Annotated in this window: 28 protein-coding genes; 15 read left to right on the top strand and 13 right to left on the bottom strand. The window is 66.9% G+C overall.

What is annotated here, in order from left to right:
• The first annotated feature begins 174 nt into the window (after positions 1-174).
• The 4 genes from ACFWUP_RS05325 to ACFWUP_RS05340 are packed head-to-tail and all read left to right on the top strand — an operon-like array spanning position 175 to position 3204.
• Entirely contained in the window at positions 175-1410 is a 1236-nt protein-coding gene (locus ACFWUP_RS05325) for a hypothetical protein (protein ID WP_379231016.1), read from the top strand.
• A gap of 23 nt (positions 1411-1433) precedes the next feature.
• Positions 1434-2051, top strand: a complete 618-nt coding sequence (locus tag ACFWUP_RS05330) for an acid phosphatase (RefSeq protein WP_379231018.1) — start codon at positions 1434-1436, stop codon at positions 2049-2051.
• A complete protein-coding gene (locus ACFWUP_RS05335) occupies positions 2048-2521 on the top strand; it encodes a GNAT family N-acetyltransferase (RefSeq protein ID WP_379231020.1) in 474 nt (157 codons plus the stop codon). The genes ACFWUP_RS05330 and ACFWUP_RS05335 overlap by 4 nt, the downstream gene beginning before the upstream one ends.
• Before the next feature lie 5 nt (positions 2522-2526).
• Positions 2527-3204, top strand: coding sequence for an endonuclease V (locus ACFWUP_RS05340; protein ID WP_379231022.1), 678 nt, complete (start codon positions 2527-2529; stop codon positions 3202-3204).
• Positions 3205-3207: 3 nt separating this feature from the next.
• Here the strand turns inward: ACFWUP_RS05340 and ACFWUP_RS05345 are convergent, their stop codons facing one another.
• On the bottom strand, positions 3208-3642 hold the full coding sequence (locus ACFWUP_RS05345) for a hypothetical protein (protein WP_379231721.1): 435 nt from the start codon (positions 3640-3642) through the stop codon (positions 3208-3210).
• 113 nt (positions 3643-3755) lie between these two features.
• Between ACFWUP_RS05345 and ACFWUP_RS05350 the strand changes: the two genes are divergently transcribed.
• A complete protein-coding gene (locus tag ACFWUP_RS05350; RefSeq protein ID WP_379231024.1) occupies positions 3756-4700 on the top strand; it encodes a diacylglycerol/lipid kinase family protein in 945 nt (314 codons plus the stop codon).
• A gap of 251 nt (positions 4701-4951) precedes the next feature.
• Positions 4952-5206, top strand: coding sequence for a WhiB family transcriptional regulator (locus ACFWUP_RS05355; RefSeq protein ID WP_022567051.1), 255 nt, complete (start codon positions 4952-4954; stop codon positions 5204-5206).
• 105 nt (positions 5207-5311) lie between these two features.
• Here ACFWUP_RS05355 and ACFWUP_RS05360 read toward each other — a convergent pair whose 3' ends face one another.
• Together ACFWUP_RS05360 and ACFWUP_RS05365 are read right to left on the bottom strand one after the other, a co-directional pair.
• On the bottom strand, positions 5312-6826 hold the full coding sequence (locus ACFWUP_RS05360) for a sensor histidine kinase (RefSeq protein WP_379231026.1): 1515 nt from the start codon (positions 6824-6826) through the stop codon (positions 5312-5314).
• A 30-nt stretch (positions 6827-6856) separates the two neighbouring features.
• Complete coding sequence (locus ACFWUP_RS05365) at positions 6857-7072, bottom strand: biotin/lipoyl-binding carrier protein (protein WP_379231028.1); 216 nt, start codon at positions 7070-7072, stop codon at positions 6857-6859.
• An 85-nt stretch (positions 7073-7157) separates the two neighbouring features.
• Here ACFWUP_RS05365 and ACFWUP_RS05370 point away from each other — a divergent pair, with 85 nt between their 5' ends.
• Positions 7158-7232, top strand: coding sequence for a 50S ribosomal protein bL37 (locus tag ACFWUP_RS05370; protein WP_022597109.1), 75 nt, complete (start codon positions 7158-7160; stop codon positions 7230-7232).
• 71 nt (positions 7233-7303) lie between these two features.
• On the opposite strand, the gene rsrA is transcribed toward ACFWUP_RS05370, so the two are convergent.
• Both rsrA and ACFWUP_RS05380 read right to left on the bottom strand, forming a co-directional pair.
• Entirely contained in the window at positions 7304-7561 is a 258-nt protein-coding gene (rsrA, locus tag ACFWUP_RS05375; RefSeq protein WP_067450959.1) for a mycothiol system anti-sigma-R factor, read from the bottom strand.
• A gap of 20 nt (positions 7562-7581) precedes the next feature.
• Complete coding sequence (locus ACFWUP_RS05380; protein WP_379231723.1) at positions 7582-8211, bottom strand: sigma-70 family RNA polymerase sigma factor; 630 nt, start codon at positions 8209-8211, stop codon at positions 7582-7584.
• A gap of 234 nt (positions 8212-8445) precedes the next feature.
• Between ACFWUP_RS05380 and ACFWUP_RS05385 the strand changes: the two genes are divergently transcribed.
• Together ACFWUP_RS05385 and ACFWUP_RS05390 are read left to right on the top strand one after the other, a co-directional pair.
• On the top strand, positions 8446-8922 hold the full coding sequence (locus ACFWUP_RS05385) for an aminoacyl-tRNA deacylase (RefSeq protein ID WP_379231030.1): 477 nt from the start codon (positions 8446-8448) through the stop codon (positions 8920-8922).
• Between the two features lie 90 nt (positions 8923-9012).
• Positions 9013-9357: a hypothetical protein gene (locus tag ACFWUP_RS05390; RefSeq protein WP_379231032.1), complete on the top strand. Its 345-nt coding sequence runs from the start codon at positions 9013-9015 to the stop codon at positions 9355-9357.
• A gap of 21 nt (positions 9358-9378) precedes the next feature.
• On the opposite strand, the gene ACFWUP_RS05395 is transcribed toward ACFWUP_RS05390, so the two are convergent.
• On the bottom strand, positions 9379-10164 hold the full coding sequence (locus tag ACFWUP_RS05395) for an SOS response-associated peptidase (RefSeq protein WP_379231034.1): 786 nt from the start codon (positions 10162-10164) through the stop codon (positions 9379-9381).
• 112 nt (positions 10165-10276) lie between these two features.
• Here ACFWUP_RS05395 and aroA point away from each other — a divergent pair, with 112 nt between their 5' ends.
• The 3 genes from aroA to ACFWUP_RS05410 all read left to right on the top strand — a co-directional run bounded on the left by aroA (position 10277) and on the right by ACFWUP_RS05410 (position 13000).
• Positions 10277-11569, top strand: a complete 1293-nt coding sequence (gene aroA / locus ACFWUP_RS05400) for a 3-phosphoshikimate 1-carboxyvinyltransferase (RefSeq protein ID WP_379231036.1) — start codon at positions 10277-10279, stop codon at positions 11567-11569.
• Positions 11570-11688: 119 nt separating this feature from the next.
• Entirely contained in the window at positions 11689-12603 is a 915-nt protein-coding gene (gene rsgA / locus ACFWUP_RS05405) for a ribosome small subunit-dependent GTPase A (protein ID WP_379231038.1), read from the top strand.
• A gap of 79 nt (positions 12604-12682) precedes the next feature.
• Positions 12683-13000 (top strand): hypothetical protein, encoded by a 318-nt coding sequence (locus tag ACFWUP_RS05410; protein ID WP_379231040.1) that lies wholly within the window; start codon positions 12683-12685, stop codon positions 12998-13000.
• Here the strand turns inward: ACFWUP_RS05410 and ACFWUP_RS05415 are convergent.
• The 6 genes from ACFWUP_RS05415 to ACFWUP_RS05440 form a co-directional block, all read right to left on the bottom strand.
• Positions 12997-14043, bottom strand: coding sequence for a DUF3320 domain-containing protein (locus ACFWUP_RS05415; protein ID WP_379231042.1), 1047 nt, complete (start codon positions 14041-14043; stop codon positions 12997-12999). The two genes, ACFWUP_RS05410 and ACFWUP_RS05415, sit on opposite strands and share 4 nt — an antisense overlap.
• A gap of 109 nt (positions 14044-14152) precedes the next feature.
• Positions 14153-15895 (bottom strand): serine/threonine-protein kinase, encoded by a 1743-nt coding sequence (locus ACFWUP_RS05420; RefSeq protein ID WP_379231044.1) that lies wholly within the window; start codon positions 15893-15895, stop codon positions 14153-14155.
• Entirely contained in the window at positions 15783-16208 is a 426-nt protein-coding gene (locus ACFWUP_RS05425) for a hypothetical protein (RefSeq protein WP_379231046.1), read from the bottom strand. The genes ACFWUP_RS05420 and ACFWUP_RS05425 overlap by 113 nt, the downstream gene beginning before the upstream one ends.
• A 116-nt stretch (positions 16209-16324) precedes the next feature.
• Complete coding sequence (locus tag ACFWUP_RS05430; protein ID WP_379231048.1) at positions 16325-17419, bottom strand: helix-turn-helix domain-containing protein; 1095 nt, start codon at positions 17417-17419, stop codon at positions 16325-16327.
• A 45-nt stretch (positions 17420-17464) separates the two neighbouring features.
• Positions 17465-18088: a hypothetical protein gene (locus ACFWUP_RS05435; RefSeq protein WP_379231050.1), complete on the bottom strand. Its 624-nt coding sequence runs from the start codon at positions 18086-18088 to the stop codon at positions 17465-17467.
• Between the two features lie 202 nt (positions 18089-18290).
• Positions 18291-20228 (bottom strand): N-6 DNA methylase, encoded by a 1938-nt coding sequence (locus ACFWUP_RS05440; protein ID WP_379231052.1) that lies wholly within the window; start codon positions 20226-20228, stop codon positions 18291-18293.
• A 159-nt stretch (positions 20229-20387) separates the two neighbouring features.
• Here ACFWUP_RS05440 and ACFWUP_RS05445 point away from each other — a divergent pair, with 159 nt between their 5' ends.
• The 3 genes from ACFWUP_RS05445 (at position 20388) to ACFWUP_RS05455 (ending at position 22055) form a co-directional block, all read left to right on the top strand.
• Positions 20388-20975 (top strand): DUF4352 domain-containing protein, encoded by a 588-nt coding sequence (locus ACFWUP_RS05445; RefSeq protein ID WP_379231054.1) that lies wholly within the window; start codon positions 20388-20390, stop codon positions 20973-20975.
• Between the two features lie 107 nt (positions 20976-21082).
• Positions 21083-21541: a MarR family winged helix-turn-helix transcriptional regulator gene (locus ACFWUP_RS05450; protein WP_379231056.1), complete on the top strand. Its 459-nt coding sequence runs from the start codon at positions 21083-21085 to the stop codon at positions 21539-21541.
• Positions 21542-21611: 70 nt separating this feature from the next.
• Positions 21612-22055, top strand: coding sequence for a hypothetical protein (locus ACFWUP_RS05455; RefSeq protein WP_379231058.1), 444 nt, complete (start codon positions 21612-21614; stop codon positions 22053-22055).
• A gap of 12 nt (positions 22056-22067) precedes the next feature.
• Here ACFWUP_RS05455 and ACFWUP_RS05460 read toward each other — a convergent pair whose 3' ends face one another.
• On the bottom strand, positions 22068-22400 hold the full coding sequence (locus tag ACFWUP_RS05460; RefSeq protein ID WP_379231060.1) for an ArsR/SmtB family transcription factor: 333 nt from the start codon (positions 22398-22400) through the stop codon (positions 22068-22070).
• Between the last annotated feature and the right edge of the window lie 92 nt (positions 22401-22492).

The following is a 22492-nucleotide window of genomic DNA, read 5'->3' on the forward strand; positions in this document are numbered from 1 at the left end:
CGGCAGCTTCAGCCGGGTAGAAGAGACCGCCCCTTGGGGCCGCGACTCGAGCGCGCCAGCGCTCCAATAAACACAGCGTCAAACCATCTGGGACTACCAGACATCACGTCCAAGCCCAGAACAATCCGCCGCCCCGCGCACACAACAGCCGCCACGGCAAATACACTCGCTCCCGTGCTCGCACCCGAACGGCGGACGCGCGCCGACATCTTCGTAGCAATCGCGATCGCCGTCACTCTCGTAGTGGCGGCGTTCGTCGTCTGGGCGCGCGCCGACGCCACCGGCACGGATTCGGTCACCGCGACCTCCCCCGCCCCGACCGTCACCGCGGCGACGCAACTGCCCACCACACTGAGTGAGAAGTGGCATGCCGCCGACGAGTCCAGCAAGCGGGCGCTCACCTCCGGGAATGTGGTGGTGACCGGCGATCACGGCACCGTGAGCGGGCGCGATCCGGTCACCGGCACGCAGCTGTGGTGGTATCGCCGGGATATGCCCCTGTGCGCGGTGGAGTCGCAGTTCGGTACCGCGATCGCCACCTATCGGGATCAGCGTGGGTGCAGTCAGTCGGTGATGCTCGAAGCCGACACCGGTCAACGCCGAGTCGCGCGCAGCAGCTACATGGACGACGAGATCCGGGTGACCGGTGACGGCACCTATCTGCTGGCACTCGGACCAGAGCGACTGGAGATGTGGCGCTCGGACCTGGTGCGCACCCTCGAGTACGGCTACGTCGACGCCCCGGTGAACCCGAATACCCAGCCGCGCAGTGGATGTGAGCTGCGCTCGGCCGCGTCGAGTTCTTCACGCCTGGCGGTGCTCGAACGCTGCCCCGGCGACGCGACCGCCCGGCTGACCGTCCTCAACCCGGCACCGAAGGAATCGACCGCCCCCGAGGAACACGGCTCACGAGTCCTCACCGCACCCGGCGCCGACTCCCCCGAGGTCCGCGTAATCGCGGTGTCGGACAACAAGATCGCCGTCTACTACCCGCCGACCGCACCCACCGCCACCGAGCTCGGCCTGCCCGCGCGGATCGCCGTGCACGACGGCACCGGCAACGAGATCGCGACCCACCAGCTCGCCGCCCCCTGGGACGAGCGCACCACGGTGACCCGCCTCGGTTCGGCCATCTACGTCTTCACCGGCGACAGCCTGATCGCCTTGAGCTCCAGCACATTACAGCCGGTCTGGACGGTTCGCGGCGCGCTCGGCACGCCCGCGCTGATGGCGGGCAGACTGCTGGTCCCGTTCGCGGGCGGTCAACTCGCGGTGGACAGCGGCAACGGCGCGATCGTCGCCCGGATTCCGGTCGAGCGCACCGACTACCGCGGCGACACCATCTCGACCGCCGTCCTCGGCAACACGGTCTTCGAACGACGCGGCGGACAGCTCTACGCGCTCGGCTGAACCGGCACTGCCATGATGGACCCATGTCCACCCCCGATGCCCGCCTGGTCCTGCTGCGCCACGGCGAAACCGAGTGGTCCAGTCAACGCAGGCACACCAGCTTCACCGACCTGCCACTGACCGAGCACGGCGAAGCCCAGGCCGTCGCGGCCGGGCTGGTGCTGAAATCCCTCGACCTGCGCGATCCGCTCTGCTTCACCAGTCCGCGCCTGCGCGCCAGGCAGACCGCCGAACTGGCGGGCCTGTCCCCCATCGAGGTCGACGACGACCTGGTCGAGTGGAACTACGGCGAGTACGAGGGCATCACGACCGCCCAGATCCGCGAAACCGTGCCCGGCTGGACGGTGTGGACCGCGCCCGTCCCCGGCGGCGAGACGGCCGAACAGGTGGGCGCACGGGCCGACCGGGTGCTGGCCCGGGTCGAACCGGTACTGCCGGTGCGCGATGTGGTCCTGGTCGGCCACGGGCACTTCTCGCGGGTGCTGATCGCGCGCTGGGCGGAGTTCCCGGTGCGCGAGGGCCGCCGGTTCGCGATGTCCACCGGGGCGGTCAGCGTGCTCGGCTTCGACCACGACGCCCACTCCATCTGGGGCCACAATCTCACCACCCGTACCGAACCGATCGAAGGAGCCCAGCGATGAGCGTCCGCCGTGCCACCCCCGCCGATGTGCCCGCGCTGGTGGGTCTCGTGCACGATCTGGCCGAGTACGAGAAGGCGCCCGCCGAATGCACGCTCACCACGGAGCAGTTGCAGGCCTCGCTGTTCGGGCCCGCGCCCGCGCTGTTCGCCCACGTCGCCGAGCTCGACGGTGAGGTCGTGGGTTGCGCGATCTGGTTCCTGAACTACTCGACTTGGGATGGCGTGCACGGCATCTGGCTCGAGGACCTCTACGTGCGCCCCGAGACCCGCGGCACCGGCCTTGGCCGCGCGTTGATCGCGGCGCTGGCCGCCGAGGCGGTCGAACACGGCTACAGCCGGGTCTCGTGGTCGGTGCTCACCTGGAACACCCCGTCGATCGCCTTCTACGAATCCCTCGGTGCCGTACCACAAGACGAGTGGATCGGGTACCGACTGTCGGGTGCGGAGCTGGCCGCCGTGGCCGCGGGCTGAGCCGTATGCGTATTGCGCTACCCCATGATTGGCCGCGGACGCCCGAAGAGGCTGTCGCGCTACAGGACGATCTCCGCCCGCTGGTGTCCACGAACAATCCTGTGTCGCAACAATTTTCGACGGCGGCTGGAATTGATTCGGCCTACGCCGAGGACGGCACCGTCGCGACGGCCGCGGTAATTATCGATATCGCCACCATGAAAACAGTGGAATCGGCCGTCGCGCACGGGATTTCGGAATTCCCTTATGTACCGGGTCTGCTCGCGTTCCGCGAACTGCCCGCAACGGTAGCCGCATTGGAAAAACTCACTGCCACACCGGATCTGCTTGTGTGTGACGCACAGGGTTTGGCACATCCCCGGCGTTTCGGGCTCGCGTGCCATGTCGGTCTGCTAACCGGAATTCCGACGATCGGTGTCGCCAAATCAGTGTGGGGTGAATACACCGAACCAGGGCCGCGCCGCGGTGATACCAGCGATGTCACCATCGACGGCGAGATCGTCGGCCGCGCGCTGCGCACCCGCGACGAGGTGAAACCACTGTTCGTCTCGGTCGGCCACCTCATCGACCTCGACACCGCCTGCGCCCAAGTTCTGGCCCTTACGCAGGGCTTTCGTCAACCCGAAACGACCCGGCGAGCTGATCGCCTGTGCCGAGAGGCACTACGCGCGGCAACAACCTGACGGTCAGTACCGGGTCTGGTCGTCTTCCGGGATTTCGGCGTAGTCATGAGCCATGAAACGACTGGTCGCCGGCGCGAACAACAGCGCCAACCCACCGACCGCGACAACCCCGAGCAAACTCCCCCACAGCGGCTGATGCGAGTCGGTCAGCAACGACCAGGCGACCGGCAGCAACAGCAGATTCGCGAGGACCGCGATGGCCCGTCCCCAGCGTTTGCCACGCAGCAGCCCGATGCCCGCCGCGAGCACCCCGCCGAACAGCACCCCGAGCCAGATCGCCATGCCGACCCCGCTGGCCTCGGACTGATCGTGCCCGGTCAGCGCCCGCACGATCAGCACGATCGCGGTCACCACCCCGGCCAGCCCCTCCAGCGAAGCCAACCCACCGGCGAGCCGCACCGTCATCGGGATACCGGTCGACACCTGCTCGCCGTCCAGGGGCCGGTCACCGTCTGTCACGTCCTGCTCTGCCACGTGCCCCAGCCTACGACGCCGTGTCGTGGCCGCAGCGCGCACCGGTTGTTCGTCGGCGCGCATTACCCTGAGGCATTGTGCGGACGCTGCTCATTGTCAATCCCAATGCCACCTCGACGACCCCGGCCACCCGGGATCTGCTCGCGCACGCCCTGGAGAGCCGAACGCAGCTGACCGTTGCGCACACCCAGCATCGCGGCCACGCGGCCGAACTGGCCCAGTGGGCATCGACCCAGGAAATGGACCTGATCGTCGTGCACGGTGGCGATGGGACGGTCAACGAGACCATCAACGGCTTCCTGCCGGTGCCCCAGGTCGGCGACGACCAGGTCTGGCGCCCACGGCTGGGCATCATCCCCGGCGGCTCGGCGAACGTCTTCGCGCGCGCCCTCGGCATCTCCCCCGATCCGGTGACAGCGACGAACCAGCTCATCGATCTGCTCGGCCGCGACGCCGACCGCCGGATCGGGCTCGGCCTGGCCGACGACCGGTGGTTCACCTTCAGTGCGGGCGTCGGCCTCGACGCCGACGTGTGCGAGGCCATCGATGCCGCCCGCGCCAAAGGCCGCAAGGCCACACCGACGCGGTACCTCGCCACGACGGTGCGCCAGTTCTTCCGGGCCAAGCGCCAGGATCCGACCGTCGTTGTCGAGGTCCAAGGACGAGATCCGGTAGAGGAGGTCTATTACGCCTTCGTCACGAATTCGAGTCCGTGGACCTATCTCGAGGACCGTCCGATTCGCACGAATCCCACCACCACCTTCGAATCGGGTCTCGGGGTGTTCGCGGTGAAGTCGATGAGCGTGACCCGTACCCTGCTGCTTGCCCGGCATTTGCTGTCCGAGAACGGAAACCCCAAGTCGCCCATGCTTTTCCGGGCCGACGACGTGCCGTCGGTGCGCATCGAGACGGGGTCGGAGATCGGCCTGCAAATCGATGGCGACTTCATCGGAAAACGCAAGATGGTGCATTTCACATCTGTGCCGAGCGTGCTCGATGTGGTGGCTCCCAAACCCTCCTGAGCGCCGCACTCGCAGAAAAATCTCCAGGTTGCGCTGCGAAAACCCGGCGACGCGAGTACAAAGGACCGGGCAGGTTCCCCTTGCGGGGGCCTAGAGCGTGATCTCCCCCACGGTGCGCCGGAGACCTATTGACATCTACGGTGATCGTGAAAGCATTCACAAGCAACCGTGCGGAAACATTCGAGTCGCACAAGTGAACGATCCACAAACTACTGGCGCCCTTTGTGGCGCCCGCGCAAAGGAGCAGAGGAATGGACTGGCGCCACAAGGCCATCTGTCGCGATGAGGATCCCGAACTGTTTTTCCCGGTGGGTAACAGTGGTCCTGCGCTCGCGCAGATTGCCGATGCCAAGCTGGTCTGCGCCCGCTGCCCCGTCACGGCCGATTGCCTGTCCTGGGCACTGAAGTCCGGGCAGGATGCCGGCGTGTGGGGTGGAATGAGCGAAGACGAGCGTCGCGCGCTCAAGCGTCGCAACGCGCGCACCCGTACGCGTACCTCCGTCTAGTCGACGGAGTCGGCGTTGCCGGGCCATCAGCCCCGGCCCGGTAACGCATGTGTGAGAACCCGGCACCTTCGCGGTGCCGGGTTTATTGTTGCCCTACTGCAGCTTTCAGCGACCGGACCGACGTCCGAGCGGAACGCGCAGCACCGCGTCCGTGCCCACATCGGCACCAGGATGTAATCCGATCGAGCCGCCCAGTTCCGAGGTGACCAGGGTGCGCACGATCTGCAATCCCAACCGGTCGGAACCTTCCAGACTGAACCCTGCCGGTAGCCCACGGCCGTCGTCGGAGATGATCACGTCGAGCCAGCGGGCCGAACGTTCCGAGCGAATCGTCACGGTACCGTTCTCGCCCGCGTCGAAGGCGTGCTCGATCGCGTTCTGCACCAGTTCGGTCAGGACCATCACCAGCGGTGTCGCGCGCTCGGCGGAGAACACTCCGAGCGAACCCGCGCGGCGCACCTTGATCCGCGCGGTGTGCACCGTCGCCACATCCGCCATGATCGGCAGCAGCCGGTCGATGACCTCGTCGAGGTCGACTTCCTCGTCCACCGACATCGACAGCATCTCGTGCACCGAGGCGATGGAGGTGACCCGGCGCACCGATTCCGTCAGTGCCACTTGGGCTTCCGGGTTCTCGGTGCGGCGGGCCTGTAGTCGTAGCAGCGCGGCCACCGTCTGCAGATTGTTCTTCACCCGGTGATGGATCTCGCGGATCGTCGCGTCCTTGCTCAGCAACGCGCGGTCGCGCCGCTTCACCTCGGTGACATCGCGCACCAGCACCGCAGGCCCGGCCAGTTCCCCGCCCGGTCGCAGCACCAGGGTGCGCAACAGCACCGTCGCGCCGCGTGCTTCGACCTCCATCCGGCGTCCGGTGCGCCCGGCCAGCGCGGCCTGGATGTCGGCCACCACTTCCTGGGCGTCGAACGGATCGGTGATCAGGGAACGGGTGGTCACGGCGAGATCCTGGCCGACGAGATCGGCCTGCATGCCCATCCGGTGATAGGCCGAGAGCGCGTTCGGGCTCGCGTAGACGACGATGCCCTCGGTGTCGAGGCGGATGAAGCCGTCGCCCGCGCGGGGGCTGGAGTGCGTGGCCGCGCGGTCCTCGGGCACCGGGAAGCTGCCGTCGGCGATCATTTGGCACAGATCGTCGGCGCACGACACGTACGCCGTTTCGAGGGTGCTGCGCACGCGCGAGCGGGCCAGGTCGGAATCGCGGCTGAGCACGGCGATCACATCGTCGCCGCAACGCACCGGAATCGCTTCGCGCACCGCGTGCACCGGGCTCGGGTGGTAGACCCCGCTCACCTCGACCTCGGCGTCGGTGCGCGCGGTGTCACCGGTGAGCAGGGCGTCGAAGACCTGCGGGAAGTCGGTGCGCGAGGCGGTGCTGCCCACCTTGTCCTCGAGATGCACGGTGGGTGCGGTCGTGGGCCGGATCTGGGCCACGCACACCACATCGGATCCGTCGATGACCGGGCCCGCGCCCACCCACAGCAGCAGATCCGAGAACGAGAGGTCGGCGAGCAACTGCCAATCGCCCACCACCCGTTGCAGATGGTCCACGGCGATGCCGGGAAGGTCGGTGTGTTCGGCCAGGAGCTCGCTCAGTGTTGCCACGCTGGATCTACCGCTTCGTTCTCGTGTGACCTACGCGATGGTGGCGATGAGGTCGCCCGCCTGGAGCACTTGACCCGGGGCGACGTCGACCGAGGTGATGTCACCCTCGACCTCGGTGAGCACCGGGATCTCCATCTTCATCGATTCCAGCAGCACCAGTGTCTGGTCTACCCGGACGTGATCGCCCACGGTGACCTCGACAGCGAGCACGGTCGAGACCATCTCCGCGCGCACTTCTTCAGGCATGGCACCCCTTCGTTAGTATCCGCCGAAGCTACAGCCAACCACACGTGAAACAATGGCTCTCGACCAGACATAGAAGGGAGCTCTCATGGGTAAGCGTGGACGTAAGAAGCGCAGCCGCAAGGGCAACGCCGCAAACCACGGCAAGCGTCCTAACGCTTGAGTCGTGCCGCTGCGCACAGACACAACAGCACGCTCTCGATGAGAGCGTGCTGTTGTCGTTTTCGGGGGTGATCAGCCCTCGGTGGTCTCGATCCTGGTGACCGTGATCGAGCGGTGGATCTCGAACTTCAACCGGTCGCGCAGGCCTTCGGGCGCGTGCTCGCCACCGCATTTGCGGCTGAGCAGGCCCTTGATCTTCTCCTCGATGCCGTAGGCCTCGATGCAGGGGCTGCAGTGATCCATGTGCTCCTGCAGGCGCTGGCGGGTGGCCTGATCGCACTCGTTGTCGAGCATGAGCCACACATCCGCGAGGACCGCGGTGCAGTCCATGTCGAGATCGGGATCGTCACTCACTTGACTACCTCCTGGCGTTCCCCACGGTCGAATCCACGTTCGCGCGCCACGTCGGCGAGCAGGCCCTTGAGCTGCTTGCGTCCACGGTGCAGCCGAGACATCACGGTACCGATGGGGGTGCCCATGATGTCGGCGATTTCCTTGTACGGGAAGCCCTCGACGTCGGCGTAGTACACCGCCATCCGGAACTCCTCCGGCAGCTGCTGCAGCGCGGACTTGATCTCGTCGTCGGGCAGGGCGTCGAGCGCCTCCACCTCGGCCGAACGCAGGCCCACCGAGGAGTGCTCGGCGGTGGCCGCCAGCTGCCAGTCGGTGATCTCGTCGGTCGGGTACTGCGCGGGCTGACGCTGCTTCTTGCGATAGGAGTTGATGTAGGTGTTGGTCAGGATCCGGTACAGCCAGGCACGCAGATTGGTGCCCTCCCGGAAGGACTTGAACCCCTGGAACGCCTTCACGAACGTCTCCTGCACCAGGTCCTCGGCGTCGGCCGGGTTCCTGGTCATGCGCAGGGCAGCGCCGTAGAGCTGGTCGATCATCGGGAGCGCATCGCGCTCGAACCGGGCCGCCAGCTCGGCTTCGTCGACTTCTGTGCCGGACGCCACGTCGTCGTCGCTCGTCACACCAATCCCTTCGATCGCCGTAGTCACCGAATCTACCGGCAGCACGGAATCGAGTGGCACTCGCGCACCCTGTGGCAGGAGAGGACGCTCCTCGAGCAGCAGTGTCACTATCTCTCCTTCACGTCTTCTCGTCGGGTTGGCTTGTCACTTCTGTGCAACATGCACCCCCGCATTCGTGTTCCCGCACCGGCGCAAATGTGGTTGCCGCGCGGGGTGTGGTCGCGATTAAGGTGACGGGCTATGTCGACTCCCGCGATCAAGGCCCTCAGTGGAATCGCGCATCGGGTGCACTCCTATTCCCACGATCCGCGGGCCGAGTCCTACGGCGACGAGGCGGTCGACGCGCTCGGGGCCGAGCTGGATGTGCGGGCCGAGCAGATCTTCAAGACCTTGGTGATCGAACTCTCGACCGGCGCCCTGGCCGTCGCGGTGCTGCCGGTACCGGCGCGGTTGTTGTTGAAGGCTGCGGCCGCCGCTCTCGGTGCGCCGAAGGCGAGCATGGCCGACAAGACCAAGGCCGAGCGCACCACCGGCTATGTGCTCGGCGGGGTTTCGCCGCTGGGTCAGCGCAAGAAGTTGCCCACTGTTGTCGACGCCTCGGCGCTCGACTGGGATCGGGTGCTGTGCAGCGCGGGTAAACGCGGGCTCGAAATCGAGCTGGCACCTGCGGATCTGGTGCGCGCCTGCGCGGCGGTCACCGCCCCGATCACCAGCTGAGGACCATCCGGGCGAGCTCTGGTTCCGAATTCACTGCGACGCACTCTGCGTCCGGTACGACCGATTCGACCCGAGGATGTGATGCGAAGAATGTCCGCACGTTCGACGATCGCCGCCCTGTCCGGTGCGCTGGTAATCACTTTCGGCGCCGCCGCGTTAGCCCCCGCCACCGCGGCACCGCAGGTGGTTCCGCCGTCCCAGGCCGAACCCGGCGACTACCCACTCAACGGCCATGGCACCACCCCGGATTATCCGCTCAACGGCCAGGGCACCGCCCCGAGTAATTCGCCAAAGACCGCGCCCGAAACCGACGAGCGGGCCGAGAAGTCGGAGAAGCTCGGCGGTGGGGTCGCCACCGAGGTGATCGATCTGGTCACCGGAATCATCAAGTGCGGGTTGAACATCGCCACCGATTCGGTGCCCTGCTCGCTGTAGGGACGCTGAGGCCGGGCACGATCACAGCAGTGTGGTCTGCCCGGCCTCGTCGTCACAGGTCCCGTCCGGTACCAGCAGCTCCGGCCCGTTGTTGCGCACGTTGTTGACCAGCGTGGAGACCGGGCGCGCCACGATCGTCGCCAGTTCGGCCTGCGAGGGCGGTTGCAGCAGGTCGGCGGGGGCGGGGTGGTCGGGGTCGAGCCAGGCGTCCCAGTGTTCGCGTGGCATCGGCAACGGCATCCGGTCGTGGATGTCGGCCAGCTCGCCCTGCGCGTCGGTGGTCAGGATCGTGCACGACATCAGCGGCTCGGCATCGGGCGCGCTGCGGTCACGCCATACCGACCACAGTCCGGCCATGTAGAGCAGCGAGCCGTCGCTGTGTGACATGTAGAAGGGCCGTTTCACCGCCTTGCCCTTGCCGGTCGGCGCGGGCTCGACCAGCCACTCGTACCAGCCGTCCATCGGCACCAGGCAGCGCTTGTGCTTGACCGCGTCACGGAACGAGGGCGCGGTGGCCGCCTTGTCGGCGCGGGCGTTGAACAGCGGTTTGCCCTTGGCGGGGACGCCCGGCTCGGCCGCCTTGGTCCAGTGCGGGATCAGCCCCCAGCGCATCCGCCGGATCCGCAGGCGCGGGTCGCCGTCGGGTGCGCCGTGTTCATGCCGCTCGACAACCGTGAGCACCTGGGTGGTCGGCGCGACGTTGTAGCTGACGGCGGCATCGGGCTCGTCGAGCCCGGTTTCGTCGACAGCGTCCAGCTCGGCCGCCAACCGGCCCGGATTCGTGGTCGTCGCATATCGTCCACACATAATGGTCAAGATACGCCCGGGGACCGACAGAAAGTCCTCCTCGGAGCCCCCGCTCCACGCCGAACTTCGCACCACCGGTGTGTTCGAAGCGCACATAAGCGAAGATGGGGGCGTGAGTTTCTGGCCTGCGCCCCATATCGAGGTCCCCGTCCACGCGACCGTGACCCTGCCCGGATCGAAGTCCATCACCAACCGCGCGCTCATCCTGGCCGCACTGGCCGATGGGCCGTCCACCCTCACCGGCGCGCTGCGCAGCCGCGACACCGACCTGATGATCCAGGCGCTGCGTGCGCTGGGCACCGAGATCAGCGGCGATGCCGAGACCCTCGAGATCACCCCGGCCCCCCTGCACAGCGCCGCCGTCGACTGCGGGCTCGCGGGCACCATCATGCGATTCCTGCCGCCCGCCGCCGCGCTGGCCTCGGGCGATGTCGCGTTCTTCGGCGACGAGCAGGCGAAGCTGCGCCCGCTGTCCACCATTCTCGACGCCCTGCGCAAGCTCGGTCTCGATGTCGACGGTGACGCGCTGCCGTTCGTCGTGCACGGCACCGGCGCGCTGCGCGGCGGCACCGTCACCATCGACGCGTCGGGTTCCTCGCAGTTCGTTTCGGGCCTGCTGCTCTCGGCCGCCCGTTTCGACGAGGGCATCACCGTCCACCACGACGGCAAGGCACTGCCGTCGATGCCGCACATCGAGATGACGGTCGAAATGCTGCGCCGCGCCGACGTGAACGTGGCGACCCCCGCCGATTCCGGCAATGCCCAGACCTGGACGGTGGCCCCCGGCCCGATTCGCGCGGTCGACTGGGACATCGAGCCCGACCTGTCCAACGCCACCCCGTTCCTGGCGGCGGCAGCGGTCACCGGCGGCGAGGTGAGCATCCCGATGTGGCCGCGCGGCACCACCCAGCCCGGTGACGTGATCCGCGAGATCCTGGTCCGGATGGGCGCCGAGGCCCGCATCTTCGACGGTGTCCTCACCGTCACCGGCCCGGAACGCTTGGCGGGCATCGACATCGACCTGCACGACGTCGGCGAACTCACCCCCACCGTCGCCGCACTGGCGGCGCTGGCGGACTCGCCCTCGCGCCTGCGTGGCATCGCCCACCTGCGCGGCCACGAAACCGACCGTCTCGCAGCACTTTCCGCCGAGATCAATCGCCTGGGCGGCAATGTCACCGAGACCGAGGACGGCCTCGAGATCGTGCCCGCCCCGCTGCACGGCGGTCAGTGGCACTCCTACGCCGATCACCGAATGGCAACGGCCGGTGCGATTCTCGGCTTGAAGGTGCCCGGTGTCGAGATCGAGGACATCAGCACCACCGCCAAAACGCTGCCGACGTTCGTCGCCCTCTGGGAGCAGATGCTGGCGCCCGCATTGTCCGGCGAGGGGGTGGCGCGCTGAGCCGCCAGGGGCGCTCCTCAGCCAGCTACGACGAATCCGATGTCCGGGTCCGCCCGGGCAAGGCGTCGTCGCGTCCCCGCACCAAAACCCGCCCGCAGCACGCCGACGCCGAGGCCGCCATGGTGGTCGCCGTCGACCGCGGCCGCTGGGGGTGTGTCCTCGACGGTGACGCCGACCGGCGCATCGTCGCCATGCGCGCCCGCGAACTCGGCCGCACCCCGATCGTCGTCGGTGACCAGGTCGACGTGGTGGGCGACCTCACCGGCAGGCCCGACAGCCTGGCCAGAATCGTGCGGGTGACCGAGCGCAGCACCGTCTTGCGCCGCACCGCCGACGACACCGATCCGTTCGAACGCATCGTCGTCGCCAATGCCCAGCAGCTGTTCATCGTTGTCGCGCTTGCCGATCCACCGCCGCGCACCGGCTTCGTCGAGCGGGCGATGGTGGCCGCGTATGCCGGTGGGCTGGAACCGATTCTGGTGCTCACCAAGCGCGACCTGGTGGCGGAATCCGAATTCGCTTCTGCCTTCGACGGTCTCGATCTCAAGATCCTCTACGCGGGCATCGACGACCCGATGGAGCCGGTGCTCGAGATCTTGAACCACCGGCTCACCGCGCTGATCGGACACTCCGGTGTCGGCAAGTCGACGATGGTGAATCGTCTTGTGCCCGATGCCTATCGGGCCGTCGGCGAGGTGTCCGGGGTCGGCAAGGGCAAGCACACCTCCACTCAGTCGGTGGCGCTGCCGCTGCCCGAGGGCGGCTGGGTGATCGACACTCCCGGCGTGCGCTCGTTCGGTCTGGCCCACATCACCCCCGACGATGTGATCGCCTCGTTCACCGACCTCGCGGGCGCCATCGAGGACTGTCCGCGTGGCTGTACGCATCTGGGCCCGCCCGCCGATCCGGAATGCGCGCTCGACCAGCTGCCCGGCACCGAGCGTCGGGTGTCGGCGATTCGCACTTTGCTGACCGCGCTGATCTCCAACGACGCATGGTCGAAGCCGTCCGGCAGCTCCGGAGAGGTGAAATAAGCAACGGTCCGGTTGCGAATTCGACTCGCGTCAGCTCGCGTTCACGACCTCGGCGCCCTCCGCCGGTACCGTCATGGCCATGAAGCCACCGGCGATCGGATACCTGCGCCGCGACATCTCAGGTGTCGCTCAGTCCTGGGACGAAACGCAGATCCGTTCCCTAGCCGAGCGTCTCGGCTACCGCTTCACCAAGACCGTGGTCTTCAGCAATCGCACCACCGACCCGATCGGCCGCCTGCTCGACGTGGTCACCACCACCGAGGCCGCCGCGATCGTCACCCCGAGCCTGGCGCACCTCGACTCCGACCTGCCCCACCGCATCGTCGCCGCCTGCGACATCATCACGGTCTCCCCCGAAGTCACCCACGCCCGAACCTTGCCCGCGCTGCCCGCTTAGGTCAGCGCGCGGTAGCGTCCGTCGGGGTCGCGGGCCAGGCGTCCACGCCGGACCGCCATCGTCAGACAGGCTTCGAGTCGATCCTCGGCGGCGCCGGTGCGTTCGTGCCCGAATTGCGTGAGTGTCGCCCAGACGATCTCGTCGAAGGTGGACCTGTTGCGTTGGGCCACATGGGTTATCGCGTTGACGATCTCCTCGGCGGAGATCGTGTCGATGGCGCGTGACACGGTCGGCGGGGTGAACCGGAAGCCGCGCCAGGCCGCTGGATCCAGATCCGACGGCCAGACGAAAACGCCCGACGAGGTTGCGCGCATGAGCGACTCCGGGACTTCGCCGAGCACACAGATCTGCTGCTTCTCCGACGGTTTGTGCACACCGAATCGCTGGGCGACCCGTGCTACCAGTTGGTTTCGCTCGATCGGGCCTTCGATGGCGATGGTTTCGCGGACGGCCTCGCGGATCCGCAGCGGGATGGTGGCGGAACTGTCGCGGTCGAGGTCGGCGGGGGAACCGAGGACGCCGGTAGGTGCGCCGGCGTAGGGGATGCCGGTGGGGAGCCAGTGATGGGCGGTGCGGGTGCGGGTCTGCCATTCGGGGGTTTGGGCGACGGTGGGGGCGATCGGGGCTGATGGTGGGGTGTATGCGGCCTGTGGGTACGGGGTCGGCGGGGTCGGGTTCGGAAGCTGCGGGTGCGATGGTGCCGGTGGGCCGTAACTCTGGTGCGGCACACCAGGATGCGTACCGTAGCCGTGCTGGGGCGCACCAGGATTGGGCGGCTGTCCGTACCCGCGATCGGGATCCCTGCGTTGCTTGCTGCGGGTGAAGGTTCGGCGCTTGTGCCGGTCACTTGCCACCAGCTGCCAGATCGACACGCTCGCGAGTGCGGTGCCCGCGACCAGGAATCCGACGGCAAGGACGATCTCGGGCGTACTCGCGTTACCGATACCGCTGAAGTAGCCGACCGCGCCGAGCAGCACGCCGAAGACGCCGGCTATCAACCCGACGACCCATCCGATCCTGCCGAACCACTGCACCTGGTCCACTCCACTTCCGTGCGAACCCGCCCGCACCGACACCCGACGCGCTCCCCCGTCGGCGAATGCGAGGAGCATACTCGGCGGGCCCGACAGGTCCGCGTCCGTGCGGACCCGGTCAGCGGTGGAGTTCGGCGGCCAGTTGCTCCACGCGCAACCGCACCGGATCCTCCGGGGGCCTGAGCACCGCGAGGTCGGTGCGCAGCTGCGTGAGGAACCGCTCCGCGCGCGACCGATCACCTACTGCGGGAAGCATTTCCGCGATAGCGAGCCGGACCTGCACGGCATCGGGGCTGAATTCGTCTTCGACGGAACGTATTTCACCGAACAGTCGGTACAGCTCGTCGACTGCCGCAGGCGCGCCGATGTCACCCAGGGTGGCGCGACATTCGATCGCGGCGATTCGCGCCCGCCAGATCCGACTGCCGGACGTGGCGCCCGCCCGCAGTTCGATCGCCTCGACGCGCTCCCATTCACCCAGGGCTCGGCGGTGTTCACCGCTGTGGGCGAAGGCGGTGGCGATGTCGCGGTGCAGTTCGCCGAGTTGGGGGCTGTGTGGGCCGTAGCGTCGCTCGGCTTCGTCGACGACCGTGACCAAGGCTTCGGCGGCCTGGGCGAAGCGGCCGAGTTCGCACAGTTCGCGGTAGCGAGTGGCGACGTCGACGAGGCCGCCTGTCGCGGGCTTGCTCGGGACGGGCCGCGGCGCTGCGGGTGCGGTGTCGGCGGGCGGGTTGGGACGGCGGAAGATTCTTGTCGGGTCGGGATAGCCTGCTGGAGAAGGATTTTCAGGTGATCCGGGCCCAGGAAGGAAGGGCAGCAAGCGGTCGTAGACGTCGCGCGCTGTCGCCGGTCGGTCACCCGGATCCTTCGCCAGCAAGTCCAGCACCAGCTGTTCGATCTGCACGGGGACGTCCCGGCGCAGTGTCCGCAGAGGTGTCGGCGCGTCCGAGAGATGCCGATTGTGTGTATCGAACTCCGACCGAGCCTCGAATACTCCTCGCCCACTGAATATCTCGTGCATGACGCAGCCGAGCGCATACAGGTCCGCCCGCGGTCCCACATCCTGACCGTTCACCAATTCCGGTGACATATACGCCGCCGTCCCGAGCACCGATCCGGTCCGGGTGATCCGGCTCGTACTCCCGTCGAGCAACGCCGCGATCCCGAAGTCGATCACCTTCACTGTCCCATCCCCCGCCACCAGCACATTCGCCGGTTTCAGATCCCGATGCACCACCGGCAACACATGAGCGTGCGACAACACCGTCGCGATCTGCGCCGCAATCGCGACCCCGCAGTCGATCGACAGTTCCCCCACCCCGGACAAATAGTCCCGCAGGGTCATCCCCTCGATGTGTTCCATCACCAAATACACACTCTCAGCACCCTTGTCGAGCACCGCGTCATAAACCTGCGGCACCCCCTGATGCCGAATCCGCGCGGTCACCCTGGCCTCCCGCCGAAACCGCGCAACAAACTCTCCCGCCAAATCTTCCCGAGAAGCGAACTGCCCCACCGCAATCCGCTTCACCGCCACCGGCCGGTCCAACACAACGTCATACCCCAACAACACCTCCCCCATCCCCCCAGCCCCCAACGCCCCGGTGATCTCATACCGCCCATCAACAACCTCACGCACCCCAAACCTCCACCCAACGCCCGACCCGACCCCCGAACGATACTGCGCCCCACCCTTCGAACTGTCCGCCTCGAACGGCGCCGACACTCTGGTCCCGAGACCCGACGTCCTATTCGCGCGGAAGCAACTGATGGCTCCGCGCCCACGTTGCGAATCCCGAGCCGCTACAGGGCAACCGCATTCCCGTATCGACCAGCATCTCCACAATTGTCGCTGCCTCACCGATCATCAATTTGCCCGAACGACACGACCTGGCCAGCAGCCACAACGTCCCGTGCACCTCGAGCCCGTACTTCCGAGCGACCTTGGTCGCGGCCCCGTCATCGGTAATCGCAATCGCGTGGTTCAGTTCCGCCGCCGCGAACACACTTGCCTCACCCATGTCATGCTTCCCGGCTCCGATTCGGGTGGTCCACCGCTCGAAGGCAGAGAGCGCTTCGAAGGTCCCGAGTTCATCGACACCCAGCCAGTCGGCCTCCAGCGCCGCAGTGAGTTCAGGGTGCAGCGACAAGCCGTTACGCAACTCATTTCGCACGAATTCCGTTGTAGTGCATTCGCAGTCATGCAGCATCTAGCCGAGGACATCGATCCGGTCGATCCGCGAGAAATGGTTGAGACACATTGCATCGACGACCAATCTCAGGTCCGATGTCATGGCTCGACATCCTCATCAAGTGGCCCGAGATCCTCGGTCTCGATCTGGCCGTACATCAGTTCCACTGCCCGACCTGCGGTAATTCGGTCGTTGCGCCAGGCCGATAGGACAGCGTCAGCGTACGTCGGCGGGACACGGACGCTCTCGAAATCGGGCTGTGGTGCCCAGCCGACCGCTTGCATCATTTCTGCGTGAGTCGGCTTGGGAGCCGACCGCCAGCGTTTGGCATCGGCTCCGTCGATGAGCCCGGCGACTTCGGCTTGGCGGATCACAACAGCCCACGAAGCCCGGTAGGTGGCGGCGTGGGTGACCAGATACGTGCGTAGATCACCAACAACCCCGTTTTGCATCGCTTTCGACGGAAGGAGGAACTCTGCGGCGAAGGCGTCGATGACGGCTTCGCGCGCGTCTCGCGATGCGGCTATCCCGCCACCGAGATCGCTGGAGTACTCGTCGCCCAAAATCAGGTGACCAAGCTCGTGTGCTGCGGTGGAGCGCCGCCGTCCTGGATCACCCGCTCGGCTGACGACGGCGACCGCCAAGTCCGCATCGACCACCGACGCACCGTCACCTGGCAGCTCGACAACCAGCAGTAACTGTCCCGCCGCCGAGCATGCGGACATCATGGTCGGAATCGGGTCCTGCCCGAGCGAAAGCTGCGTCCGAGTCCACCGAGCAGCTTCCCTGGCGTCATCGACGTCGGCGACCGACGCCGCATATCGCAACGGCGGACGTGGACGCAGCCCACCGAGTTCGATGACGCTACGCACATCCCGCAGCCACCCGGTCAGTGCCGCCTCGATCCGATAGGCCTCTTGTGCCGCAGATGACGCGATGTCGTGGTCCAGCGAAGTTCGCCGCGAAATGACGGCAGGCCGCGAATACAAGAAGTGCCCGAGCGGCATCCCCAACGCCGTAGCCAACCTGGTCAGTTCCACCGCATTGATCTGACGTGCCCCGGCTTCGATCTTCGCGATCTTGCTCCGCTCGGATTCGATCAGTTTCGCCAACTGTTCCTGAGAGAGCCCCGCAGCGAGTCGGCTCTCACGAATACGCTCGCCGATTTCGAGCCACACACTGTCACTGGACATTGTGCGATTTTCGCACGGATAGGGTGTGATGTCGATAGCTCGCGGCTATTCCGCCGCCCACACCCCGCCGAGTTCCATCAGTTCGCGGTAGGCCGCGCTGTCTGCGGCAAGGCGCTGGGCGGCGGCGGTCAGCGTGGCCGGGGTGAAGTCGGTGGCGCTGATCATGGCTTGATGGTCGACTGCTTCGTCTGCCAGAGCCACGAGGAGGTCGGCGAGACGGTTGAGCTGCTGCTCGACCGCACTCGACCTGCGTCCGCCGAGGTTGTCGGTCATACCGTCAGCGACACCCAACTGGTGCAGGCGGGCCATCGATTGTGGAACGCCGCGTGTGCTGTCCGCATCGACCCAGCCTTGCCGTTGCAATTCGGTGATCACGCCCCACGCCTGACTGAGCCGATTCCAGTGGGGTTGTAACCGACTCGGCAACTGCGGTGCGTACACGATCGCGGGCGGCGGCGAGCGATTGACCAACCGAGGCGGGGGAAGCGGGCTGGGCGGGAATCGGCCGGGCGGGCCCAGTCGACTCTTGCGAGCCAGGGAACGTTCGTGGATGAGCACTCCGGCTGCCGGGGCCAATCCCACTACGACCACGACCAGCATCAGAGCCGTCAGGCTCTCGACGAGGTCACCATCATGAACAGAACTCGACGGGTCGAATGCGTTGGCCACCGCCCCCATCACCATGAGACAAAACCAGCCGGCCGCAAGCACCCTGAGAACGATCACGGCACCTGAGGGTTGCTGTTTCATCGGATCTCCTGGAAGGTCGACGACCCGACAGGCTGGTAGGTACTCGGATCACTGTGATACAGAATACGTTCCACCGGAAAGCACCACCGCTCGGCAACTCCGGCCCGCCATCGACTATGGGTCATGACAGGTCTCCGCTGTGGGGCTCCAGCGCGCCTGCGGTCAGGCCGGTGGAGATGAGGTCGGCGGCTTGGTGGGCGGTGGCGGCGGTGGTGTGGGCGGTTACTCGGAGGTGGTGGAGGCGGCGGAAGGCGGCGCCGTAGGTTTTTTGGGCGGGGAGACCGAGCATGGGGATGCGGAGGCGGGCGGGGTCGAGGCGGATGGTGGTGGTGCCGTACATGGCGGCGGCGTTGTCGGGGCTGCCGATGAAGCCGGCGAAGAACCAGGGGTCGATGCGGGTGGGGTCGGTGCGGAAGACGAGGACGCCGGGGCCTGGGACGGCGCCGATGTCGGATCCCTCGGCGACGCGGGCGCCCTGGGCGGCGCCGTGGTCGTCGCGGATGCGGGAGACCAGGACGTCGCCTTCCTCGATCGGGGCGCCGACCGGGGCGCCGGGGGTGGTGAGGCCCGACGGACCACGGCTACCGAGTAGGTCGCGACCGGTCACGACCGGGCGTTGCGTGTCGGAGGGGGTCGGATCGATGACGACGACGTGAACAGCCTTGCCCGAGATGAGGTTTCCGACCGCCACGTAGCGCCAGGTCGTGCCCGGAGTGGAATTCCATTCGCGGACCGCGTCGACGGCGGAGTGCAGTTCGGTGAGGTTTTCGCTGAGCTGGTCGATCGCGGCGTGCGCGGAGGCGGAGGCACTGTCGGGGTCGACGGCCGCGCGCACCTGACGCGCCGGAGTGAGGTCGACATCCTCGTCGAGAACGTCCATCACCCGAACCACCGCGGTGATATCGAGAACGGTCGCCGCCTCGGTGTCGCCTCGGTCGAACGCGCGCCAGGCATCGACGACAGTTTCGGCCAGAACCTGCCAATCCGGTTGCTCCCCACCGCGACTCGGAAGTCGGGTGGTGTCGGCGAACAACAGCGTGTCGGTGGGATTGCTGACACCCGGCCGACGCAGCACCCACAGTTGCAGACCGACTTGGCGGGGCGTCGACGCCCCGGGCGGCAAGGCGATCACGGCACGTAATACACCGGCGCGCAACAGTTCCATGCGAATCCGCCGACCCGAGGAGCGGGCCGCGACGGCCGGGGGCAGCAGCAGAACCGCCGTCGCGCCGGGACGCAGGTGTGCGAGCGCGTGCTGCGCCCACGCGAGTTCGGATTCGCTGCGCGGGGGGATCGAATACACCCAGCGCGGATCGAGAGCTAGATCGTCTGCACCCCAATCACGTTGCGAATAGGGCGGATTGGAGAGCACCGCATCGAACTCGATATCGGTGAACGCGTCGGCGAGCAAGGCGTCGCCCACTCGAATGTCGGCTTCGGCGTCAGCGGCGAGTGTGCTGAGCGTGGCGGCGGTGCGACTCGCCTGCACCGGCAGGATGTCTTGACCGTCGAGCCGGGTCGCGCCGATCCTGGCAGCCTCGAGCAGCAATGTGCCACTGCCACAGGACGGGTCGAGCACCGACTTCGGCGCGGGCGACGCGGCGGTGGCGAGGATGTCGGCCATCAGCGCAGCCACGGGTTGTTCGGTCGGGTAGACGCCGGTACTCGGGCCGTCGAGGCCACGCTCGGCCAGGACGGCCAGGGTCTGCTGCACACCCACCGCGCCGATCGCCGCCCGGACAGCCGTGCGCACCGAATCGGTCGCTTTCGCGGCCGGATCGGCCACGAACTCCATCAACTCGGTGACCGCCTCTGGCTTCACCTCGGAGCGCAGGACCGTGCGCAGGTGCTGCACCGGGGAGTCCGCCGCGGTGACGCCGTGTCCGCGCAGCCACTGCTGCACTTCGGCCAGGTCGAACAGTGGGCGAGATTCCGACCCGCCGGGCACCGGAGCGGGGAAGTCGGCATGTCGGCGCCGCCAATTGCTGACGGTGGCGCGGGTGACACCGGCCAGCCGGGAGATCTCGGCAGCGGCGACGGTGGGCGTCGAGTCTGGCATGGCTCTCCTCTGGTCAAGCGCCAACTTTACATGCGTCGGTTAACAATGCGCGGCACCTACCTGTGAACCACCACGGTTCACACTGAAAACATTGTTTCCCTGTTGCCATACGTGTTGCGCTGATGTAGCGTTCTTTCAACAACTGATCAGGAGAACGTCATGTCCCAGCCCCAGTACCCCAATCCCGTTGCCCCGCAGCAGCCTCACTACTCGCAGCCGCCGCGCAAGAAGAAGGTGTGGCCGTGGGTGCTCGGCGGGTTCGCGCTCGCCGTGCTCGCGCTTTTCGGTGGGTGTGCGGCGCTGATCGGCACCGCCGCCAACGAAGTCGCCAAGGCCGAGGAGAGCCGGTCGGTCGCGGCGCCCGCCGGCACCGAGGTGCGTGACGGCAAGTTCGGGTTCACCGTGACGAAGGTGGATCCGCCGGTCACCACCGTCGGCGACAACCAGTTCCTGCAGAAGACCGCGCAGGGTGAATTCATTCTGGTCTCTGTCGATGTCGTCAATACCTCGAATGTCGCCCAGAGCTACTTCGGCTCGAATCAGAAGCTGATCGACGATCAGGGCCGCGAGTTCGCCAACGACACCGCTGCGGAGATGAACGTCAACGACCAGCTCTCCGCCGAGATCAACCCCGGCAACAAGACCTCGATGGTTCTGGTCTTCGATGTCCCGGTCGGCACCGTCCCCGCCGCGATCGAGTTCCACGACTCGGCGTTCTCCGACGGAGCCCGCGTCGCAGTGAAGTAGTCCCACACAAAGATTCGGGCTCAGCGAACTCGCTGGGCCCGAATCCGTTTCGCGTCGCCGGCCGCCCGGACCACGACGATCGTGGTCGCGTGCGGGAAAATGCTGTGGTGACCACCGAGAACGAGCGCCCTGGACCGCCGGCGATGAGCCCGAGCATTTTGGTGATCACCATGTCGCGGCGGGTGGAAGCGGCGCTGGGGGCCGAGTTGGGTGCGCTGGATTTGACGGTGGCCCGGCTGGGGCTGCTCGGCCACATCAACGGCGTTCCAGGGGTCTCGTTCAGTGAGCTGGCGCGGATGTCGGGGACGAGTGTGCAGAGTGTGCATGCCGCAGTGAAGGGCTTGGTCGGCGCGGGGCTGGTGCAGGACCGGACAGCGCGGGCGGGGTCGGCGTCGGCGATCGAGTTGACGGCGGCGGGGACGGAGTTGCTCGCGGAAGCGCGAAAAGCTGTGGCGCGGGTGGACATTCAAATTTTCGGCGCGGAATCGGATCCGATTCTGCGGCGGGTCGGCGCGGCGATCGTCGACGCCTTCGCGGGAGAAATCCCCCGTCGACCCGAGGCGTGACAAATCCAACCTTCAACATGACTGAAGCTCGAGCTAGGCTTCAAGCACATTGAAGGTTGGAGGTCGGAAGTTGGAACACGTCTTGCTGTCCGTGCATGTGCTCGCGGGCATCGTCTTCGTCGGCGGCTCAGCGGTCGCCGCCAGTCTTTTTCCTCGATACGCCCCGGTAGCGGGGCCGGACCCGGCAGCGATTCGCAGCGCATCGGTGGCGGTCGCCATGCACCGGATCACCAGGAGCTACGCGAAACTGGCGATCATCGTGCCGGTGATCGGCATCGCGCTGGCCACGATCCAGGGCCGGATGAACGAAATCTGGATCACCACCGCGATGATCACCACCGCCATCGCGGGCGCACTGCTCGCCGTGCAGATCGTCCCGCTCCAGCGCGAGGCCCTCGACACACCCGACGACGGCAAACGCCTGCGGATGTTGTCGATGCTCGCCGGCATCTACAACCTGCTCTGGACGGCCGTGGTCGTCCTCATGATCGTCCGCCCCGGCTCCGCCGACTGAGCCTGCGCGACGTCAGTGCTGGGCGCCGATGGTATGGAGGATGTCGTGGATGATCGGGTCGGTGAGGCGGTTGGTGACCGTTCGGCCTTCGCGGCTGGAGGTGACGCAACCCTCGTGACGTAGGACGCGCAGAGCCTGGGAGATCGCGTTCTCGTTGCGGCCGATGGCGGCTGCCAACTCGCCCACGCTGATGTCGGGACAGCGGTGCAGGCACAGCAGGATTTCCAGACGGCCGGGGTCGGACAGCAGGTCGAAGCGCTGCGCCCAGGCCCTGATCTCGACGTCGCCGATCGCGCGACGGCCGAGTTCGACCGGCGACCCGTGCAGTATGCGTGGCTCTCCCATGGCGGTGCCCAGCTTAATCGCCGAGTGGACACGGCGGCACCGCTCGCGACTATTATCTGTTCATCTGTTCAGATAAACATGAGTTGGGATGT

Origin of the sequence: Nocardia sp. NPDC058658 (assembly GCF_042716665.1) — a bacterium.
Lineage (GTDB): Bacteria > Actinomycetota > Actinomycetes > Mycobacteriales > Mycobacteriaceae > Nocardia.

What these genes read in the sequence shown, in the direction of transcription:
- ACFWUP_RS05330 (WP_379231018.1), top strand. Translation starts at nt 1,434, where the DNA reads ATGTCCACCCCCGATGCCCGCCTGGTCCTGCTGCGCCACGGCGAAACC.
- ACFWUP_RS05335 (WP_379231020.1), top strand. Translation starts at nt 2,048, where the DNA reads ATGAGCGTCCGCCGTGCCACCCCCGCCGATGTGCCCGCGCTGGTGGGT.
- ACFWUP_RS05340 (WP_379231022.1), top strand. Translation starts at nt 2,527, where the DNA reads ATGCGTATTGCGCTACCCCATGATTGGCCGCGGACGCCCGAAGAGGCT.
- ACFWUP_RS05355 (WP_022567051.1), top strand. Translation starts at nt 4,952, where the DNA reads ATGGACTGGCGCCACAAGGCCATCTGTCGCGATGAGGATCCCGAACTG.
- ACFWUP_RS05365 (WP_379231028.1), bottom strand. Translation starts at nt 7,072, where the DNA reads ATGCCTGAAGAAGTGCGCGCGGAGATGGTCTCGACCGTGCTCGCTGTC.
- rsrA (WP_067450959.1), bottom strand. Translation starts at nt 7,561, where the DNA reads ATGGACTGCACCGCGGTCCTCGCGGATGTGTGGCTCATGCTCGACAAC.
- ACFWUP_RS05385 (WP_379231030.1), top strand. Translation starts at nt 8,446, where the DNA reads ATGTCGACTCCCGCGATCAAGGCCCTCAGTGGAATCGCGCATCGGGTG.
- ACFWUP_RS05390 (WP_379231032.1), top strand. Translation starts at nt 9,013, where the DNA reads ATGTCCGCACGTTCGACGATCGCCGCCCTGTCCGGTGCGCTGGTAATC.
- ACFWUP_RS05395 (WP_379231034.1), bottom strand. Translation starts at nt 10,164, where the DNA reads ATGTGTGGACGATATGCGACGACCACGAATCCGGGCCGGTTGGCGGCC.
- rsgA (WP_379231038.1), top strand. Translation starts at nt 11,689, where the DNA reads ATGGTGGTCGCCGTCGACCGCGGCCGCTGGGGGTGTGTCCTCGACGGT.
- ACFWUP_RS05410 (WP_379231040.1), top strand. Translation starts at nt 12,683, where the DNA reads ATGAAGCCACCGGCGATCGGATACCTGCGCCGCGACATCTCAGGTGTC.
- ACFWUP_RS05430 (WP_379231048.1), bottom strand. Translation starts at nt 17,419, where the DNA reads ATGTCCAGTGACAGTGTGTGGCTCGAAATCGGCGAGCGTATTCGTGAG.
- ACFWUP_RS05440 (WP_379231052.1), bottom strand. Translation starts at nt 20,228, where the DNA reads ATGCCAGACTCGACGCCCACCGTCGCCGCTGCCGAGATCTCCCGGCTG.
- ACFWUP_RS05445 (WP_379231054.1), top strand. Translation starts at nt 20,388, where the DNA reads ATGTCCCAGCCCCAGTACCCCAATCCCGTTGCCCCGCAGCAGCCTCAC.
- ACFWUP_RS05460 (WP_379231060.1), bottom strand. Translation starts at nt 22,400, where the DNA reads ATGGGAGAGCCACGCATACTGCACGGGTCGCCGGTCGAACTCGGCCGT.